The organism is Manganibacter manganicus (assembly GCF_002075885.1).
In the GTDB taxonomy this organism is placed as follows: Bacteria; Pseudomonadota; Alphaproteobacteria; order Rhizobiales; family Rhizobiaceae; genus Mesorhizobium; species Mesorhizobium manganicum.
The window spans coordinates 198707-216455 of record NZ_MDET01000012.1 but is presented as its reverse complement, the minus strand read 5'-3'; the positions used below and the strand labels follow the sequence as shown (position 1 = coordinate 216455).

Genomic DNA, 17749 nt, shown 5'->3' with positions numbered 1-17749 from the left:
GCACATCGTTTTGAACATGCCGACTGGATGGAGATGGAAGAATTGAGGCTTTTTCGTGTTTGAAAAGTAAGTTCCTCAGATATTTCAGCAAGTTACAGGAACGTCTGAAGTCGGCTTTTTAATTGGTCGCGTCTTCGTCGTGAATCCGGATCAGGAAAACGGTCGCAGACGGCCGCGGGATCACGCACAGCGGGCCATCGTTGGCGACCAGCCAGAGCGTCTCACCCGGCCCAATGGACGAACCATCGATTTCGATTCCGCCTTCATGGCACAGGATCATCCCGATCCCACCTTCCGCCGAGAAATCGAACGCAGCATTAACACTGGCTCGTTCGACCTGGTGCCGCATTCGCGTGCGACGCGTCATGACGTTGAGGTCGATAATCGGCCCCGCAACCAGCATTCCGCTGATGGCGCGATCGGCCGGAAAAGACAGTGGGGGCGATCTACGATCGAGCGTCAACGGTTCCTGGCCGTCGATCGCGAGCCTGATCCCCTCGCCTTCCAGTACGGATAGCGTGCGGTCGATGCCGGCAAACAGCGAGAACGGACCGTCAGAGGCAACATTGGCCATCGATACGCGCCAATCAAAAGAGTCCAGACTGGCATCGGCCGGCGAGACGGCAATTTCGGTCGTGACGCCGCCGCCGTTCTTCCAGGGCATGGAACGATAATCGTCGGCCCGTAGGATGCGCATCTGTGATCTACCCCGAAATGCCCGGCAAATTCAGGCCGCTGTTCTCTTTAGCAAAGCGGGCGGCGAAACAGATGTCCGCCGCCCGCTCCATACCCTCAAGAGGACGACTGCGCCGGCGCTTACAGCGCAGCGGTGACAATGATTTCGACGAGATATTCCGGGGCTGCCAGCTTGGCTTCGCCCGTGGCGCGCGCCGGCGCATGACCCTGCGGCACCCAGGCGTCCCATTCCTTGTTCATCTCCTCGAAGGTCGACATGTCGGCCAGCCAGATAATCGTCTGCAAGATCTTGGTCTTGTCGGTGCCTGCCTTGGCCAGGAGTCCGTCAATCGTAGCCAGAATGTCGCGGGTCTGTTCGGCGACGCTGCCACCCGGCTTGCCGACCTGACCGGCCAGGTAGACCGTCTCGCCATGGATGACGATATGGCTCATGCGCGGACCGATTTCGATACGACGAATGCTCATGTGCTTCTCTCCTTGATGATTTGGATGAAAGGGCAGTCGCGCCTGTTTAGAGAGGCCACGGCACGGCGGCAAGCCGGACAGAGGCAGAATCCCTTCGGCCAGACGAGAGCGGCCAGGTTGAAAAAACCTGCGCCGCTCCAATTGACATATGTAATAACATCACATAGGCAGGCGGCAACAAAACGCCACCCTGCGAAATCCATGACAGACCCCTGCCTGACCTTCCGCGATCTGACGCTGGGCTATGACAGCCATCCGGCCGTGCATCATCTCGACGGCCGCGTGGCGAAAGGCTCGCTCACCGCCGTGGTTGGCGCCAACGGTTCGGGCAAGTCCACGCTGATGAAGGGTATCGCCGGACTGTTAACGCCGATGGAAGGTGGCGTGGTCAAGGCGCCGGGCATACGCATCGCATATCTGCCGCAGCGCTCCGAGATAGATCGGACTTTCCCGGCGCGGGTGGTCGATCTGGTTTCGCTCGGCCTATGGCCCCGGCGTGGCCTGCTCGGCCGGCACACCGCACAGGACCGCGCCGATGTCGGCAAGGCGCTGCAAGCGGTCGGCCTCGCCGGTTTCGAGAAGCGGTCGATCGACACGCTGTCGGGCGGGCAGTTCCAGCGCGCTTTGTTCGCCCGCGTTCTGCTGCAGGACGCCGACCTGATCCTGCTGGACGAACCGTTCAACGCCATCGATGCGCGGACCGTCGATGAACTGATCGCACTTATCAGGCATTGGAATGGCGAGGGCCGCACGGTGATGGTGGTGGTGCACGATCTCGAACTCGTGCGCCGGAATTTTCCCGAAACCCTGCTTCTGGCCCGTCGCGAGGTGGCCTGGGGAAAGACTGGCGAAGCCCTGACCCCGGAACACATGCTGCGCGCCCGCCGTTTCCACGAAGCCTGGGAAGATGACGCACCATGGTGCGAGACCAGCGACCACGACCACGATCATTCCCATGAGGCACATGGGGGTGCGAGAGCGGCATGATCGACCTCCTTTACGTGGTTCTGATCGCGCCCTTCGCCGATTTCGCCTTCATGCAGCGCGCCCTGTTCGGTTCGCTGTTGCTGTCCCTAGGCGCATGCCCCGTCGGCGTGTTCCTGATGCTGCGCCGCATGAGCCTTTCCGGCGATGCGATGGCGCATGGCATCCTGCCCGGTGCAGCCGCCGGTTTCCTGTTCTTCGGGCTTGAAATTCTCCCGATGACCATTGGCGGACTGATCGCCGGCGCGATCGTCGCGCTGGGTGCCGGTGCGGTCTCGCGTTTCACGGTGCAGCGTGAAGACGCCTCGATGGCGGCATTCTACCTCATCTCGCTCGCCCTCGGCGTGCTGCTGGTGTCGATGCGCGGTTCCAGCGTCGATCTCATGCATGTCCTGTTCGGCACGGTTCTGGCGCTGGACAATGAAGCCTTGGCACTGATCGGCGGCATCGTCGCTGTCACGCTGGTCGTGCTTTTCGTCTTCTGGCGTGCGCTGGTCGCCGAATGTCTCGATCCGCTGTTCCTGCGCTCCGTGAGCCGGTTGGGGACGCCGGCGCATTTCATCTTTCTCGGCCTTGTCGTGCTCAATCTCGTCGGCGGATTCCAGGCGCTTGGAACGCTGCTATCGGTCGGCCTGATGATGCTGCCGGCGGCGAGCGCCCGTTTCTGGACCAGCCGCGTCGAGCCGATGTGCGTGCTGGCGGTGCTGATCGGCTTCGCATCCTGCCTGTCGGGCCTGCTGCTTTCCTATCACGCGGCCCTGCCCTCCGGCCCGGCTATCATCCTGTCTGCCGGCGTGGTCTATTTCGTCTCGATCATGTTCGGCACGCGCGGTGCCTTGCGCGCCCGCGCCATCCGACATCGCCATCGCATCGCCTGATCATCTCAAGGAGACTTCCAGTGCTGAAATCGATCCGTCTCGCCCTCGCCCTGAGCGTTATAACATTAACCGGTTTTGCCGTGACACCTGCCATGTCCGCCTCATTAAAAGTGGTGGCCAGCTTCTCGGTCATCGGCGATTTCGCCAAAAATGTCGGCGGCGAGCGCGTCGAAATCACCACCATTGTCGGGCCAGACGGCGACGCGCATGTTTATGAGCCGAAGCCGGCGGATGCGGCCGCTGTGGCCAAGGCCGACCTGATATTGGTCAACGGCCTGCATTTCGAAGGTTTTTTGCGGCGGCTGATCGAAACCAGCGCGCCTAAGGGAACCATCGTCGAATTGACAAAGGGCGTTGAGCCCATCGCTTTCAAAACCGAATTCGCGGAGGCGAAAGAATCTGGCTATGCCGGTGATGAGGGCCACAAGCACGATGAGGGGCACGAGCATGAAGACCATGATCACGGGGCCATCGACCCGCATGCCTTTCAGTCGATCCCCAATGCCCGTATCTACGTGAAGAACATCGCGGAAGCCTTTTGCGCGGCGGACACAGATGGCTGCGTCGACTACCAGACCAATGCCGCCGCCTATATCGAGAAACTCGACGCGCTGGACGCCGAAATGCGCGAAGCCATCGCCTTGATTCCGCAAAACAAGCGCACCGTCATCACTTCGCACGACGCCTTCGGCTATTTCGAGCATGAATACGGCCTGGCCTTCCTCGCCCCACAGGGGCTGGCGACCTCATCCGAGCCGTCCGCCGCCGATGTCGCGAAACTTGTTAAGCAGATCAGGCAGGACAAGGCGTCTGCCATCTTCATGGAAAACATCACAAATCCGGCATTAATCCAGCAAATTGCAAGAGAAACCGGAATCAAGGTCGGCGGCACGCTTTACTCCGATGCGCTGTCGCCGCCCGATGGTCCTGCCGCCACCTATATCGACATGATGCACAACAATATCCGTCAGATCAAAGGCGCGATCCTGGGAAGTTGACCGGAGCCGCGCCGATACACGCACAGACCTGTTGCCCCCGAGCGCAAGCGGTGGCACAACGGCGCGCACCGAGCGACAGCAGCTCTTTGATAGCAGGGACAACGGCATGGACTACCGTCAGATCACCGACAGCTATTCGGTTTCACCACAGATCGAGCCCGGCGACGTTAGCGCGATCAAGGCTGCCGGTTTCAAGAGCGTCATTTGCAACCGCCCGGACGATGAGCAGCCGGGCCAACCCTCGCACGATGCCGTCAAGGCGGCGGTGGAAGCGGCGGGACTGACCTTTCGCTATATCCCTGTTATCAGCGGCCAGATGACCATGGACAATGTCGAGGACCAGGCAAAGGTGCTTGGCGAGATCGAAGGCCCGGTGCTTGCCTATTGCCGCTCCGGCACCCGCTGCACCAATCTTTACGCTGCCATCCAGCAGATGAAGGGCTGACACGACCCCGCGCGGCGGCTGGCGACTTCCAGTCGCGGCGGTGGCCCGTGCGTGGCGGAGAGGTCGACCCTGCTTGCGTCAGATTTCGAAGTAGCTGTAATACTTTAAGCGGTTTGGGGCAGGTTTCGCTGCAACTGGAAATATTGAATAATGCATATGACGATAGCGATAATATCTATCGCCCTCCTGATTACTCCTTTCCTTTTCCTTTTATATAAGCCGCCGGAAGGTCCGAATCGTTTCGGAGAAGCCGCTCGAAATGTAAATTTCATAGATGCGATAAAGCGATTTTTCTCAAACTATTTCAATTTCACAGGTCGGGCGAGCCGTTCCGAGTTCTGGTACGCCATGCTCTTTTATGCGGCGGTAAGTTTCCTGATCGGTTTTATTGATGCTCCGGACATCGTGTTCTCGATATGGTCTCTCATCACGATAATACCGTTTCTGTCCGTCTCGGCGCGCCGCCTGCACGACACTAACCGGAGTGGCTGGCTTCAGATCGTGTCCTGGTTCGCCCCTGCCGGCACGATCATAGCTATCGTCTGGTTCTGCAAACCGCCAGGTGACTGATCGAAATGAGGAGTGCGGACACCGGTCGCGCCCTCAAAACAGTGCTTGCGAAACGGAACCCATATCGGTTCAATCGGCATTTGAGGCGTGCTGCCGCGCGCCTTTACTTTTCGTATTTCTCCACCGCCTGCTCGATGGCGCCGAAGATGGAACGGCCGTCCGTATCCTTCATTTCGATGCGCACCTTGTCGCCGAAATGCAGGAACGGCGTTTTCGCCTTGCCGGTCTCCAGCGTCTCGATAACGCGCTGCTCGGCAATGCAGGAATAGCCTGCCCCGCCTTGGCCCACCGGCTTGCCCGGTCCGCCATCCAGCCGGTTGGAGACCGTTCCCGATCCGATGATCGTTCCGGCGGCAAGCGGCCGCGTTCTTGCCGCATGCGCGATCAGCGCCGGAAAGTCGAAATCCATATCGATGCCGGCATTGGCGCGGCCAAACGGCTTGCCATTAAGATCGACGATCAGAGGCAGATGCAGCTTGCCGCCGTCCCAAGCCTCGCCGAGTTCATCCGGTGTGACGGCAACCGGGGAGAAGGAAGAAGACGGCTTGCCGTGGAAGAAGCCGAACCCCTTGGCAAGTTCGGCAGGGATCAGGCCGCGCAGCGAGACGTCGTTGGCGAGCATCACCAGCCGGATCGCCGCGCGGGCCTCGTCGCAGTCGGCTCCCATCGCCACATCGTCCACGACGACGGCGACTTCCGCCTCGAAATCGATGCCCCAGGTCTCATCGGCTGCACGGATCGGTTCGCGCGGCGGGACAAAGCTGTCCGACCCGCCCTGATAGATCAGCGGATTACTCGCAAAGCTTTCCGGCATATCGACCCCGCGCGCCTTGCGCACCAGTTCGACATAGTTGAGATAGGCCGATCCGTCCGCCCATTGATAGGCGCGCGGCAGCGGCGAATGGGCCTCATGCTCGTGGAAACGTGCAAACGGCACGGCATCGTGCTCCAGTGACTCGGCAAGGGCCGCCAGATGCGGCGCGATGCGATGCCAGTCATCGAGCGCGGCCTGCAAGGTCGGGGCGAGGAACGAGGCATCGGTAAAGCGCGTCAAGTCGCGCGAGACAACTGCCAGTTTCCCGTCGCGTGTCCCGTTCTTCAGCGTGGCAAGCTTCATGTGGTTCCGCTCCTCAATGGCGTGGCTACGCCGTCTCACATCATTATTGCATGAAAAATCGTGAGCCGGCGCAGCCGAGAAAAATAATTCCGTTGCCGATCAGCCGCTTGCCCGATCCATAGCGATTTCTTTCTCGCCGCTTTATCCACACCCGGCATCCTTCCCCCATAATCCGTCTCAGCAGCTTGCCAGCGGGAACGGGTGTGCACACTCGAGCATCCAGGCAAGTGTGGCGCCGGGTGCGTTATCCGTTGCAGTGAACGGAACCGCCCGGCCCGAACCGGACCTGCGTTGCTCGCGCCCGCAAATGGGCGATGGGCCGGGAAAGGTAAGGGTAGAAACGCCGGCGGCGCATGGCAGAGCGTCACTACTTAAATAACCAGGCGCAATGCCATGCGCCGTCTCCCGACCTTTCAGCCAGAAAGGTCAGCTCTTTGAAATGGCCAGACGGCGAAAGCCGGGCGTGGCAACGGCGAAGCGCGACCTTACCAGTCCATCACCACCTTGCCGGAATTGCCGCTCTTCATCGCCTCGAAGCCGGAAATATAATCGTCGATGCCGATGCGGTGGGTAATGAGGCCGCTCACGTCCAGCGGTCCCTGAACGAGCGCGATCATCTTGTACCAGGTCTCGAACATTTCGCGGCCATAGATGCCTTTCAAGGTCAGCATCTTGAAGATGACCTTGTTCCAGTCGATCTCGAAACCGGTCGGCGCAATGCCGAGGATGGCGATCTTGCCGCCATTGTTCATCGTGTCGATCATGTCGCGGAAGGCGGCGGCAGAGCCGGACATTTCCAGCCCGACGTCGAAACCTTCGGTCATGCCCTCCTCGCGCATGACATCGCGCAGCTTTTCCTTTGAAGCATCGACGACGTGATGGATGCCGAGTTTCTTCGCCAGCGCCAGCCGGATCGGGTTGATGTCGGTGATGACCACCTTGCGCGCGCCGACGCATTGCGCCACCAGTGCGCCCATGATGCCGATGGGGCCGGCTCCGGTGACGAGCACATCCTCGCCGACAAGATCGAAGGAGAGCGCGGTGTGCACGGCATTGCCGAGCGGATCGAAAATGGCGGCGACCTCGTCCGGAACATCGTCGGGAATGCGCACGACATTGTGCTGCGGGATAGCGACATACTCGCCGAAGGCGCCCGGCCGGTTGACGCCGACGCCAAGCGTGTTGCGGCACAAATGCCCCCTGCCCGCGCGGCAATTGCGGCAATGGCCACACACGATATGGCCCTCGCCGGAGACGCGCTGGCCGACCTTGTATTCGGTAACGGCCGAGCCGGTTTCGGCAATCGTGCCGACAAACTCATGGCCGGTCACCATCGGCACCGGCACGGTTTTTTCCGCCCATTTGTCCCAATTGTAAATATGAACGTCAGTCCCGCAGATCGCGGTTTTCCTGACCTTGATGAGCACGTCGTTGGGGCCGATCTCAGGCACCGGCACGCGCTCCATCCATATACCCGGCTCGGCCCTGGCCTTCACCAGCGCGCGCATCATGTTCGACATGGCTGCTCCTGCTCCTTACGAGATCACACCGAGTTCGCGGCCGACTTCCCCGAACGCCTCCACTGCCCGGTCGATATCGGTGCTGGAATGGGCGGCCGACATCTGGGTGCGAATGCGCGCCTGGCCTTTCGGCACCACAGGGAAGGAAAAGCCGATCACATAGATGCCGCGCTTGAGCATCCGCGCCGCCATTTCCCCGGCAAGGGTGGCGTCGCCCAGCATGACCGGGATGATGGGATGATCGGCGCCGGCAAGCGTGAAACCGAGTTTCGTCATGGACGAGCGGAAGCGCCCGGCATTGGAATAGAGGCGTTGTCGCAGACCGTCGCCATTCTCGACCAGGTCGAACACTTTCAGCGATGCGGCCGCGATGGCCGGCATCAGCGTATTGGAAAACAGATAGGGCCGCGAGCGCTGGCGCAGCCAGTCCACCACCTGCCGCCTGCCTGCCGTGTAGCCGCCGGATGCGCCGCCCAACGCCTTGCCGAGCGTGCCGGTGATGATGTCCACCCTGCCCTCGACGCCGCAATGCTCGGCCGCGCCGCGGCCATGCTTGCCAACGAAGCCGACGGCATGGCTGTCATCCACCATGACCATCGCGCCATATTTCTCCGCCAGATCGCAGACGCCATGCAGATTGGCGATAATGCCGTCCATGGAAAACACGCCATCAGTGGCGATCAGCTTGAAGCGGCAGTTTTCGGCCCTCTTCAACTCTTCCTCGAGCGCCACCATGTCGTTGTTGGCATAGCGGAAGCGTTTTGCTTTCGACAACCGTACGCCATCGATGATCGAGGCATGGTTGAGCGCATCGGAGATGACAGCGTCTTCCTCGGAAAGCAGCGTTTCGAACAGGCCGCCATTGGCATCGAAGCAGGAGGCATAAAGGATGGTGTCCTCCATGCCGAGAAAGGCGGAAATCCGCGCCTCCAACTGCTTGTGTTCCTCCTGCGTGCCGCAGATGAAGCGTACCGAGGCCATGCCGTAACCGTAGCGGTCGAGCGCCTTTTGCGCTGCCGCGCGCAAATCGGGGCTGTCGGCGAGGCCGAGATAGTTGTTGGCGCAGAAATTTAACACCTTGTCGCCGCCGGCAACTTCGATCTCGGCCGACTGCATGGAGGTGATGACGCGCTCGGATTTGTAGAGCCCGCCCGCCTTCAGCGTTTCGAGTTCGGAATCAATATGGGAAAGGAATGCAGCGGTCATGCTTTATCCTGCGTTGTTCGGGAACGACTGTCGCGCCGCGCGCGCGAAAAATCCATCACAAAAGCCGTGGCAAATGTATCGTCAACTGTCGATGTTCGCGCGCAAGACGGCCAGCATCTGCGCAAGCTCAGCGAGTTTTTCGTCGGGCAGTCCGCCACGCAGCCTCTTATCGAAGGTGATCGCGGCACCGCGCAGCTTGCGAAACAGCGATTCACCTGCCGGTGTCAATGACACCCGGTGCATGCGACGGTTGTCGGGATCGCGCTGGCGCGTCAGCAGACCCTGCGCCTCCATGCCGTTGAGATGATGCGTCAACGTCGCACCCCGGATGCCGATGGACGACGCCAGTTCGCGCTGATTGGCGGATTGCTGGGCCTTTATCGCAAGTAAAGTAAGCCAGACAGGCAGCGTGCCTCCCTCATCGGCAAGCGCCGTGTCGAAAGCCTGTGCCAACAGCCTCGCCGTCCTGTGCAGGTCGAACCCTATGGGTGGTCGGTCGGGGAACGGTGGTTTCATCGGATAGCCCTACCACACAAAACCAAACGATATGTTGACATCAAATAGTTCGATATCTAATCTTATGTCAAACCATTCCCGCAAAAAGGAGTCGGCCATGCAACTCATTTTCATCGTTATCCTTGGACTTCATGTGCTGACAGGCGTGTTCTGGGCCGGCATGACCATCACGCTTGCACGCGACCCCGAGATCCGGGCCGAGCGGTTCTTCCAGCCGCAAATGGGTTCGGCCAGCGTCGTTTTCATCACCGGTCTGTTGCTCTGGTATTTCTTTCACAACGGCGCGTTCGGCGACATAGAGATGGTTCTTTCCATCGGCATCGTCTGCGCAATCGCGGCGGCAGGCGTACTGGGCGCCATGGTCGGTTCCGCCCGGCGGCAATTGCAAGGCGCCAGCGCCGTGCAGGAAACCGCGCTGAGGGCGCGCATGAGCAAGGGGGAGCGCATCGCCGCCGGTCTGCTGGTGGTCACGGTCGTCTGCATGGCCATTGCCAGGCTGTTCTAGAACCAATCGTTCTGTCTTGCCTCTCCGAATCCCGATATAGTCGCCCGATGCCCATCCGCCAGCTTTCCGAAACCATGATCAATCAGATCGCCGCCGGCGAGGTGATCGAACGGCCGGCGAGCGTGGTCAAGGAACTGGTCGAGAACGCCCTCGACGCCGGCGCGACGCGGATCGAAATCGTCACCGGCGGTGGCGGCCTGAACCTTGTGCGCGTCACCGACGATGGCGGAGGCATTGCCGAGGACGAACTGGCGCTTGCTCTATCGCGCCATTGCACCTCGAAGCTTGTTCAGGACATCCACGATATCCGCTCGCTCGGATTTCGCGGTGAGGCGCTGCCGTCCATCGGCTCGGTGGCACGGCTGACGATACGATCACGAACGGCGCAGGCGCCCAATGCGGCTGAAATCGGCATAGAGGGCGGCCGTGCCTCGCCGGTGCGCCCTGCCGCAGCCAACCGTGGCACAACGGTCGAGGTGCGGGATCTCTTCTTCGCCACGCCCGCGCGGCTGAAATTCATGAAAGGCGAACGCGCAGAAAGCACGGCGACTTCCGATGTCGTCAAGCGCATGGCCATTGCCTTCCCCGCCGTGCGTTTCACGCTTGCCGGCACTGATCGCAGCACGCTCGAACTGCCGGCGACCGCGGACAACGCAGAGGGACGGCTGGACCGTATCGCGCAGGTCATGGGTCGCAATTTTCCGGACAACGCCTTGCCGATCAACGCCGAGCGCGAAGGCGTGCGCCTTTCAGGCTATGCCTCGATTCCGTCCTTCACTCGCGCCAACGCGCTCCAGCAATATGCCTATGTCAATGGCCGTCCGGTGCGCGACAAACTGATTGCCGGCGCGATCCGTGGTGCATATGCCGACGTATTGCCGCGCGACCGGCATGCGGTGACAGCGTTGTTCCTCAAACTCGATCCCGCTCTGGTGGACGTCAACGTTCATCCGGCCAAGACCGATGTCCGGTTTCGCGATCCCGGCCTCGTCAGGGGCCTGATCGTCGGCGCGATCAGGCAGGCGCTGGCTCAAGCGGGTATCCGCCCGGCCACAACCGGCGCGGAAGGCATGATAGCTGCATTCCGGTCAGGCGTATCGACCTACGGCCATGCCGGATTGGCCAATCACGTCTCAGCCGCGTACGACATCAATCGCTCGCCGCAGCGCCCCTTGTCGCCGGGTTTCGGTGAAAGCGAACAAGCGGCGTTCATGGCTGAACCAAGTGCCGATGCACGCGCGGCTCAAAACGTTGCGCACGAGCGCCTGCTGCACACGGATCTGGGCGCCGCCCGCGCGCAGGTTCATGAAAACTATATCGTCGCGCAAACTGTTGATTCTCTGGTGATCGTCGATCAGCACGCGGCACATGAGCGGCTGGTTTATGAAGCGCTTAAGAACGCGCTGCATTCCCGCCCCGTAGCCGCGCAAATGCTGCTTTTGCCGGAAATCATCGATTTGCCATCGGAAGACGCGGAACGTCTCGCGCTGCATTCCGAAACGCTGCGCCATTTCGGGCTTGGCCTGGAGCGTTTCGGGCCAGGCGCGGTGGCGGTGCGTGAAACACCGGCCATGCTCGGAGCGGTCGATGTGGGGCAACTCGTCCGCGACCTTGCCGACGAGATTGCCGACAACGATACCGCCGATACGCTGAAGGCGCGTTTGCATCAGATCGCGGCGACCATGGCCTGCCACGGTTCCGTGCGGTCGGGTCGGCGATTGAGACCTGAAGAAATGAACGCATTGCTGCGGCAGATGGAGGCGACACCGGGTTCAGGCACCTGCAATCACGGCCGCCCGACCTATATCGAGCTCAAGCTGGCCGATATCGAAAGGCTGTTCGGCCGGCGTTGATCGTGCTGTGGATGAGGCCAAATCTTGACCCGGCCAGCAATTTGTGGCGGAAACGACCAATGAAGCGTATGAGCGAATGATGATGAACCGTTTTGAAGGCCCCGGCGGCCGGGAAGCTCGTATCCGTTATCTCGACGGTGATTTCCAGATTATCAGCCCCGGCTCCTACGTTGGTTGCGCCGTCACGGGAGAGCATATTCTGATCGACGAGCTAAAATACTGGAGTGTCGCCCGCCAGGAAGCCTATGCCAGCGCTACAATCTCATTCCAGCGTGAACTGGAAATGAACCCTGAGTGGCGCCGCCACGGCAACTAACACGTAGGCGGCATTGGAATAATCCGAAAATCCGGATGCCGCTTTTCAGTCGGACGATCTGTTTTAATCCATCAATCGCCTTGCACGCCAAACCGCGAGTGTCTCACTGATGATGCGCTCCGGCGCGTGTTCAGGCTCGAACATTGTTTCTATTTCCAGCACCTCCAGCTCCGAGAGTATCTCGGTGGCAATGGGATCATGACGCAGCCTCGCAGCATCCTTTGCAGTAGTGAGCAGGGTCAGCCCATCGGCACGCGCCATCTGGATCAGTTCAGCAAGCTCATCCTCGGCGTAGAAATGGTGATCGGGGAAGGAACGTGTCAGAGCGACCGTCCCTCCAGCCTCCACGACACTGTCGAAAAATTTTTGAGGATGACCGATTCCGGCGAAGGCGAGAAGGCGTCGACCAACAAGATAGCCGCTCGGATGGTTTCGGGCTTCAAAGATCGGCTTGCCGGCTCGCGCAACCGTCCGCACGACTGCATCTGCGCCGGTTCCTTCGCCCATCTTTAAAAGCGCATCGGCGTAGAGCAACTGATCCGCAAGCCTCGCCCTAAGTGGCCCACCGGGAATGACATGTCCGTTACCGAGCCCGTGGCGTGCATCGATCACCACGAGCGCATAGTCGATATGGATGCGAGCACTCTGAAAACCGTCGTCCATGATAAGCAGGTCGCAGGAGTGCTTTTCGAGCAGGAGCCGTGCTGCCGCCGCACGGTTGGGAGAGATGGCCACGGGCGCATGTTCTGAAAGCAGCAATGGTTCATCGCCGACATGGCGCGCACCATCATTCAGCCGATCCACTACATGCGGTTTTCGGAAATTGCCGCCATGACCGCGCGACAGGAAGCCGGGTTTCAAGCCCATTTGCTTCGCATGCTTCGCCAGCGCGATAGAGACAGGCGTTTTCCCAGCGCCCCCCACGGTGAAATTGCCAACGCAAAGCACTGGTGCATCGATCTTTTCGCGCTTGGCGGACTTCAGGCGACGCCCCGCTTCAAAGCCATAGAGAAAAGAGAGGGGCGAAAGTGTCCAGGCGCGCCAATCCGATCTTTCCCACCAGAAGGGCGGAGCTTCCGAGGTCAACGGTCGCCGGCGCCCTTCAAGCGCGACTTGACGATTAGTGGCTGGATATACGGTTCAAGCGATTTCAATGTGTGGGCAAGCGCCCCACGCATCTGTTCAACCGTTGTTGTACCGGCGGCCATCATGTCATAGCGGGCCGCCTCATTGCTCAGAAGGAAGTTGACAGCGCCGGCCAACATGTTGCGATCACGTACCAGTTTCGCCCCACCTGCCTCTATTAGCCGCTGATAAGCTTCACGAAAGTTCTGCACATTGCGGCCGGCAAGAACCGCGGTTTCGAGCATAGCCGGTTCGAGAGGATTTTGGCCGCCTTGCAAGGTCAGCGAGCGCCCCACGAAAGCGATCTCAGTCAGCCGCAAAAAAAGTCCCATTTCGCCGATCGTGTCGCCGAGAAAAATATCGGTATCCGCGGTTATTCTCTCGCCTTTGCTACGACATACGACATTGAGACCCATGCTCGACATCTGTTCAGCCAATGCCTCCCCACGATCGGGATGACGTGGCACGATGATAGTCAGCAGGCCAGAATGCCGTTTACGCAGCGTTGCATGGATCTCAGCGGCCATAATCTCCTCCCCCTCATGGGTGGAAACCGCGCCCCAGGTGGGGCGCTCGCCAATTTGACGTTTCAAGGACTGAAGCGCGCGCTCGTCCACCGGTGGTGGTGGCGTGTCCACCTTCAGATTTCCCGATACGGAGACCGGCCGTGCGCCCAGCGCACGAAATCGCTCACCGTCAGCCTCGGATTGGGCGACGACATGGGCCAGATTTTCGAACAATGCTTCGGCGATATTGGGGCGCATTTTCCAAGCGGAAAACGATCGGTCGGACAGGCGGCCGTTGACCAGAACCTGCGGCACATGCCGCGCGCCCAGTTCAAGTATGGTCATCGGCCAAATCTCCGATTCGGCAATGATTGCCAGATCGGGTTGCCAATGATTGAGAAAACGGCTGATCGCAGGCTTCAGATCGAGCGGGACATACTGATGAATGACACCTTCGCCCAGCCGTTCCTGAACAACTTTTGCCGAGGTCACCGTGCCGGTTGTCAGCACGATATTAACGCCAAACGCAAGAATGTTCTCCACTAACGGCACAATGGCGATGGTTTCGCCAACACTTGCTGCGTGTACCCAGATCAAAGGGCCTTCAGGGCGAGGCCGGCTCGCCACACCATAACGTTCGCGGCTCCGCTCACGATCTTCCTTGCCCTTGGAGGCTCGCCAGCGCACATAGGGACCGGCTAGGGGATAGGCGGCCGCTCCCCCAAGGCGGTAAGCGGATAATGCGGCGCGCGCCCATCTTGCGCTCATTGCGGGTTGTCCACCAAAAAGTATGCCTCTTCGGTAGCCGCATTGAGCGACGCCGTTATTTCCTGGCGCTTTCTCTCCATCTCAAGCTCATCCGCGTCGGCCGCCACGAAAATCGGTTCGCCGGCTACGATGGCGCGCCTGCCGAAAGGAAGATTGATCGTGGTCCTGTCCCAACTCTTTTCAAGCACCTTGCGGCGGCTGGTAGCGAGCGCCGCGGGAAAAACAGGTCGACCCGAAAGTCTCGCCAGCAGCACGACCCCCATGCCGGCCTCGCGCGGCGTTCCATGCGGAATATCGGCGATCATGCAGACATTCTTGCCGGCAGCCAGAGCTTTCTTCAAGCTGATCAAAGCCTTGGCGCCGCCCTTATCAAGATGGCGGGCATTGTCACGCCCTCCCGAACCACGTACGGATTCAATGCCGAATTTCTCAATCATCAAGGCGTTCAGTTCCGCATCTGCGCTGCGCGATACCATGGCGACCAACGCCCGATCACTTGGATAAACGGCAGGCATCATAAGGTGCTGGCCGTGCCACAGGGCTATAATTCCAGGCTCCAGATTTGCATATTCGCTGTTTTGGAAGCGCATCGAACCCGAGACCGCCGGGTTGGTCAGGCGGTTGAAGCGCATGAATTGAACAAACAGGCTGGCGATCGCGCGCTTTACGAAACGAGATTCGGCCAGTGGCTTGCGAATCCGTTTCCACAATGTCTTGGTAGCGCTACCGCCGCGCTTTCTGTCAAGCTCGGCTACCTTGCGCCGCTGTGCCGCCGTCCTCTGCTCCATTTCAAGCGCCGGCCTTGTTTTCAGGATCCAGCAGGCGATGCAGATGCACGACGAAATAGCGCATATGTGCATTGTCAACGCTGGCCTGCGCCTTGGCCTTCCAGGCGGTATGAGCAGTTTGGTAGTCGGGATAGATACCGACGATATCCAGCGCATCGAGATCACTGAATTCGGTGCCGCCAAGCTTCTTCAATTCGCCGCCGAATACCAGATGCAGGAGCTGCGGTTTTTCTTCTTTCGCGTTCATTCCCGTACTTCGCATTTCATGGATTTGTTGATGTGTCTAAACTCATTTTGTGCCCTTTCAAAGGGCTCAGTCAGGCCGGCCTTTCAGTACGTCCGCCATAGCACCAAGCAGTTCGCCGCTACCGGCGCACAACGCGCCGTGACGGACCTTTTCCTCGCTGTAGCCAGGGAATTGGCCTCGGTCATCCAGCAGGCTGCCGCCAGCTTCGCGCAAAATGAGATCGGCCGCCGCAATATCCCAATCATGTGAGTTCGGCTTGACGAAACTGGCATCGAGCCGCCCAGCAGCAATCAGAGCGAGGCGATAGGCAAGAGAGGGAACGTATCCGTACAATTCCAACTGGTCGAGCCAGGTCTGCGGCAGACGTTCGACCAATGTCTTGGGGCCAGCAATATTGTGTGGTGCCTCCTGCCGGACATGGATGTGCTTATCGTTGCAGAACGCGCCGGCCCCGGCGGCAGCCCAATAGGTTTCCTGTTCCGCAGGGCATTCCAGAACACCTGCGACGGGCCTGCCCGTTTCAACTATCGCCACAGCGACACACCATGTGCTTTTCCCTGCCAGAAAAGCTCGCGTACCATCTATCGGATCAACAACGAAGGTACGTCGCTTCTGAAGCCGGGACAGGTCATCGGCGGTCTCCTCGGAAAGCCAGCCATAATCGGGACGAGCTTCGAGAAGAGTCTCGCGCATAAAGCGATCGACTGCGTAATCCGCTTCGCTCACTGGCGAAGTGCCGCCCTTCATCCAGACCTGCGGATCCTGGCCGAAGAACTCCATTGCGATCACGCCGGCTCTGCGGGCGGTGTCGAGCAACAGATCGAGATCTTCGCCAGATATGGGCTTCGCGTCGCCATCAATTTCCGGCAAGAGTCATTCCTTCGATCAGCAGAGTTGGCGCGGCGGTACCGAAATTGCGGTCCAGATCGCTGGCCGGGATCATGGTCATAAACATAGCCTTGAGATTGGAGGCGATGGTCACTTCCGACACCGGATAAGTCAGTTCACCATTTTCTATCCAGAACCCGGAAGCGCCACGACTATATTCACCTGTCACCATATTGACGCCGTGGCCGAACACTTCGGTAACGTAAAACCCTGATTTTAGCGCGCCGATAAGCTCATGCGGCGGCCTTTCACCCGGCTCTATAGCCAAATTGGTTGACGAAGGTGATACGGAAGACCCGCCACGCGCACCGCGTCCATTGGTGATGAGCCCAAGTTCCCTTGCCGCCGATGTTGAAAGGAACCAGTGGTTCAATACGCCTTTCTCAACCATAAGCATCGCTTCGCCTTCGACGCCTTCGCCATCGAAAGGGCGTGATGCCTGCCCACGCAACCGCAGCGGATCGTCGCTGACCGTGACCGATGCCGAAGCGACCTGCTTGCCCATCATGTCGCGCAGGAAACTGGTTTTGCGGGCAATCGCGGCCCCGTTGATCGCGCCAGCGAGGTGACCGGCAATGCCGCGGGCGACGCGTGGGTCGACCACCACGTCAACCGACCCGGTCGCGGCCTTGCGCGCCCCTAGACGCCGTACCGCTCGCTCGCCAGCCCTGCGGCCAACTTCCTGTGGCGTATCGAGATCGGCAAAATGTTGGCGCGAAGAAAAATCGTAGTCGCGCTCCATCGCAGTGCCCTCGCCCGCGATGACGCTGGCTGAACGCGAGAAACGGCTGGCAACATATTGCCCGATAAATCCATCCGATGTGGCAAGAACCAGTCCGCCAAGCCCGGCACTGGCGCCGGCGCCGGAAGAGTTCGTCACACCTTTCACCGCCAAGGCGGCTTCCTCCATTGCGAGCGCATCATCCTTGAGACGCTCCGCGGAAATGTCGGTTTCATCAAACAGGTCAAGATTGCGCGGAGACTTCACCAACAGCGCTCGATCGGCAAGCCCCTGGAACGGATCCTCCGGAGAGACCTTTGCCATGGCCACCGCCCTCTCGGCGAGCGCTGCGGGATCAGTGCCGGCCGTCGCCGACACACTGGCCAACCGCTTGCCGACGAATACGCGCAATGAGACGTCATCACTCTCGGAAGATTCGGTTCCTTCGACCTTGCCTAAACGGACGGAAACGCCTGTGGAGCGGCCAAGCACGGCGACCGCATCGGCGGCATCGGCGCCTGCTCGTTTTGCCGCTTCGACAAGCGCCGCAACACGATCAGACAGTTTGGCGGCGTCCAGCGCTTCAGTCATAATCTGTTTCCTGTATTTGCCGCGGCTTCGATGCCGACTCTCATGG

Annotated in this window: 20 protein-coding genes; 8 read left to right on the top strand and 12 right to left on the bottom strand. The window is 60.0% G+C overall.

The window, feature by feature from the left end; translation table 11 throughout:
- Nucleotides 1-118 precede the first annotated feature (118 nt).
- The gene (locus tag BFN67_RS09920; protein WP_080919450.1) at nt 119-697 is read right to left on the bottom strand and encodes a HutD/Ves family protein; all 579 of its coding nucleotides are present in this window, start codon (nt 695-697) and stop codon (nt 119-121) included.
- 119 nt (nt 698-816) lie between these two features.
- A complete protein-coding gene (locus BFN67_RS09915; protein ID WP_080919449.1) occupies nt 817-1161 on the bottom strand; it encodes a RidA family protein in 345 nt (114 codons plus the stop codon).
- A gap of 201 nt (nt 1162-1362) precedes the next feature.
- Between BFN67_RS09915 and aztA the strand changes: the two genes are divergently transcribed.
- From aztA to BFN67_RS09890, 5 genes are all read left to right on the top strand, one after another.
- Nucleotides 1363-2148, top strand: coding sequence for a zinc ABC transporter ATP-binding protein AztA (aztA, locus tag BFN67_RS09910; protein WP_080919448.1), 786 nt, complete (start codon nt 1363-1365; stop codon nt 2146-2148).
- On the top strand, nt 2148-3023 hold the full coding sequence (aztB, locus tag BFN67_RS09905) for a zinc ABC transporter permease AztB (RefSeq protein WP_080919529.1): 876 nt from the start codon (nt 2148-2150) through the stop codon (nt 3021-3023). Before aztA ends, aztB begins: the two co-directional genes overlap by 1 nt.
- A gap of 20 nt (nt 3024-3043) precedes the next feature.
- Nucleotides 3044-4021: a zinc ABC transporter substrate-binding protein AztC gene (gene aztC / locus BFN67_RS09900; RefSeq protein ID WP_080919447.1), complete on the top strand. Its 978-nt coding sequence runs from the start codon at nt 3044-3046 to the stop codon at nt 4019-4021.
- 106 nt (nt 4022-4127) lie between these two features.
- Nucleotides 4128-4466: a protein tyrosine phosphatase family protein gene (locus BFN67_RS09895; protein WP_080919446.1), complete on the top strand. Its 339-nt coding sequence runs from the start codon at nt 4128-4130 to the stop codon at nt 4464-4466.
- A gap of 150 nt (nt 4467-4616) precedes the next feature.
- Nucleotides 4617-5036: a DUF805 domain-containing protein gene (locus tag BFN67_RS09890; RefSeq protein ID WP_245295212.1), complete on the top strand. Its 420-nt coding sequence runs from the start codon at nt 4617-4619 to the stop codon at nt 5034-5036.
- A 103-nt stretch (nt 5037-5139) separates the two neighbouring features.
- Here the strand turns inward: BFN67_RS09890 and BFN67_RS09885 are convergent, their stop codons facing one another.
- The 4 genes from BFN67_RS09885 to BFN67_RS09870 form a co-directional block, all read right to left on the bottom strand.
- Nucleotides 5140-6153, bottom strand: a complete 1014-nt coding sequence (locus tag BFN67_RS09885) for a fumarylacetoacetate hydrolase family protein (protein ID WP_080919445.1) — start codon at nt 6151-6153, stop codon at nt 5140-5142.
- 485 nt (nt 6154-6638) lie between these two features.
- Entirely contained in the window at nt 6639-7673 is a 1035-nt protein-coding gene (gene tdh / locus BFN67_RS09880) for an L-threonine 3-dehydrogenase (protein ID WP_080919444.1), read from the bottom strand.
- A gap of 15 nt (nt 7674-7688) precedes the next feature.
- Entirely contained in the window at nt 7689-8879 is a 1191-nt protein-coding gene (locus BFN67_RS09875; RefSeq protein WP_080919443.1) for a glycine C-acetyltransferase, read from the bottom strand.
- 81 nt (nt 8880-8960) lie between these two features.
- Complete coding sequence (locus BFN67_RS09870; protein WP_080919442.1) at nt 8961-9395, bottom strand: MarR family winged helix-turn-helix transcriptional regulator; 435 nt, start codon at nt 9393-9395, stop codon at nt 8961-8963.
- A gap of 97 nt (nt 9396-9492) precedes the next feature.
- On the opposite strand from BFN67_RS09870, the gene BFN67_RS09865 reads away from it, so the two are divergent.
- The 3 genes from BFN67_RS09865 (at nt 9493) to BFN67_RS09855 (ending at nt 12069) form a co-directional block, all read left to right on the top strand.
- Nucleotides 9493-9900 (top strand): hypothetical protein, encoded by a 408-nt coding sequence (locus BFN67_RS09865; RefSeq protein WP_080919527.1) that lies wholly within the window; start codon nt 9493-9495, stop codon nt 9898-9900.
- A gap of 47 nt (nt 9901-9947) precedes the next feature.
- Nucleotides 9948-11753: a DNA mismatch repair endonuclease MutL gene (gene mutL / locus BFN67_RS09860; protein WP_080919441.1), complete on the top strand. Its 1806-nt coding sequence runs from the start codon at nt 9948-9950 to the stop codon at nt 11751-11753.
- Between the two features lie 79 nt (nt 11754-11832).
- Nucleotides 11833-12069 (top strand): DUF2093 domain-containing protein, encoded by a 237-nt coding sequence (locus BFN67_RS09855; RefSeq protein WP_080919526.1) that lies wholly within the window; start codon nt 11833-11835, stop codon nt 12067-12069.
- Nucleotides 12070-12132: 63 nt separating this feature from the next.
- Here BFN67_RS09855 and lpxK read toward each other — a convergent pair whose 3' ends face one another.
- The 6 genes from lpxK to BFN67_RS09825 all read right to left on the bottom strand — a co-directional run bounded on the left by lpxK (nt 12133) and on the right by BFN67_RS09825 (nt 17703).
- On the bottom strand, nt 12133-13155 hold the full coding sequence (lpxK, locus tag BFN67_RS09850) for a tetraacyldisaccharide 4'-kinase (protein WP_080919440.1): 1023 nt from the start codon (nt 13153-13155) through the stop codon (nt 12133-12135).
- The gene (waaA, locus tag BFN67_RS09845) at nt 13152-14468 is read right to left on the bottom strand and encodes a lipid IV(A) 3-deoxy-D-manno-octulosonic acid transferase (RefSeq protein WP_080919439.1); all 1317 of its coding nucleotides are present in this window, start codon (nt 14466-14468) and stop codon (nt 13152-13154) included. Before waaA ends, lpxK begins: the two co-directional genes overlap by 4 nt.
- The gene (locus tag BFN67_RS09840) at nt 14465-15256 is read right to left on the bottom strand and encodes a lysophospholipid acyltransferase family protein (protein WP_080919438.1); all 792 of its coding nucleotides are present in this window, start codon (nt 15254-15256) and stop codon (nt 14465-14467) included. Before BFN67_RS09840 ends, waaA begins: the two co-directional genes overlap by 4 nt.
- Nucleotide 15257: 1 nt before the next feature.
- Complete coding sequence (locus BFN67_RS09835) at nt 15258-15503, bottom strand: DUF4170 domain-containing protein (RefSeq protein ID WP_080919437.1); 246 nt, start codon at nt 15501-15503, stop codon at nt 15258-15260.
- Between the two features lie 66 nt (nt 15504-15569).
- On the bottom strand, nt 15570-16373 hold the full coding sequence (locus BFN67_RS09830) for a 3'(2'),5'-bisphosphate nucleotidase CysQ (RefSeq protein ID WP_080919436.1): 804 nt from the start codon (nt 16371-16373) through the stop codon (nt 15570-15572).
- Nucleotides 16360-17703 (bottom strand): TldD/PmbA family protein, encoded by a 1344-nt coding sequence (locus BFN67_RS09825; protein WP_080919435.1) that lies wholly within the window; start codon nt 17701-17703, stop codon nt 16360-16362. Before BFN67_RS09825 ends, BFN67_RS09830 begins: the two co-directional genes overlap by 14 nt.
- Nucleotides 17704-17749 lie beyond the last annotated feature (46 nt).

Coding starts and splice junctions, on each gene's coding strand:
- BFN67_RS09920 (WP_080919450.1), bottom strand. CDS start 697: ATGCGCATCCTACGGGCCGACGATTATCGTTCCATGCCCTGGAAGAAC.
- BFN67_RS09915 (WP_080919449.1), bottom strand. CDS start 1,161: ATGAGCATTCGTCGTATCGAAATCGGTCCGCGCATGAGCCATATCGTC.
- aztA (WP_080919448.1), top strand. CDS start 1,363: ATGACAGACCCCTGCCTGACCTTCCGCGATCTGACGCTGGGCTATGAC.
- BFN67_RS09895 (WP_080919446.1), top strand. CDS start 4,128: ATGGACTACCGTCAGATCACCGACAGCTATTCGGTTTCACCACAGATC.
- BFN67_RS09890 (WP_245295212.1), top strand. CDS start 4,617: ATGCATATGACGATAGCGATAATATCTATCGCCCTCCTGATTACTCCT.
- BFN67_RS09885 (WP_080919445.1), bottom strand. CDS start 6,153: ATGAAGCTTGCCACGCTGAAGAACGGGACACGCGACGGGAAACTGGCA.
- tdh (WP_080919444.1), bottom strand. CDS start 7,673: ATGTCGAACATGATGCGCGCGCTGGTGAAGGCCAGGGCCGAGCCGGGT.
- BFN67_RS09875 (WP_080919443.1), bottom strand. CDS start 8,879: ATGACCGCTGCATTCCTTTCCCATATTGATTCCGAACTCGAAACGCTG.
- BFN67_RS09870 (WP_080919442.1), bottom strand. CDS start 9,395: ATGAAACCACCGTTCCCCGACCGACCACCCATAGGGTTCGACCTGCAC.
- BFN67_RS09865 (WP_080919527.1), top strand. CDS start 9,493: ATGCAACTCATTTTCATCGTTATCCTTGGACTTCATGTGCTGACAGGC.
- mutL (WP_080919441.1), top strand. CDS start 9,948: ATGCCCATCCGCCAGCTTTCCGAAACCATGATCAATCAGATCGCCGCC.
- BFN67_RS09855 (WP_080919526.1), top strand. CDS start 11,833: ATGATGAACCGTTTTGAAGGCCCCGGCGGCCGGGAAGCTCGTATCCGT.
- waaA (WP_080919439.1), bottom strand. CDS start 14,468: ATGAGCGCAAGATGGGCGCGCGCCGCATTATCCGCTTACCGCCTTGGG.
- BFN67_RS09840 (WP_080919438.1), bottom strand. CDS start 15,256: ATGGAGCAGAGGACGGCGGCACAGCGGCGCAAGGTAGCCGAGCTTGAC.
- BFN67_RS09835 (WP_080919437.1), bottom strand. CDS start 15,503: ATGAACGCGAAAGAAGAAAAACCGCAGCTCCTGCATCTGGTATTCGGC.
- BFN67_RS09825 (WP_080919435.1), bottom strand. CDS start 17,703: ATGACTGAAGCGCTGGACGCCGCCAAACTGTCTGATCGTGTTGCGGCG.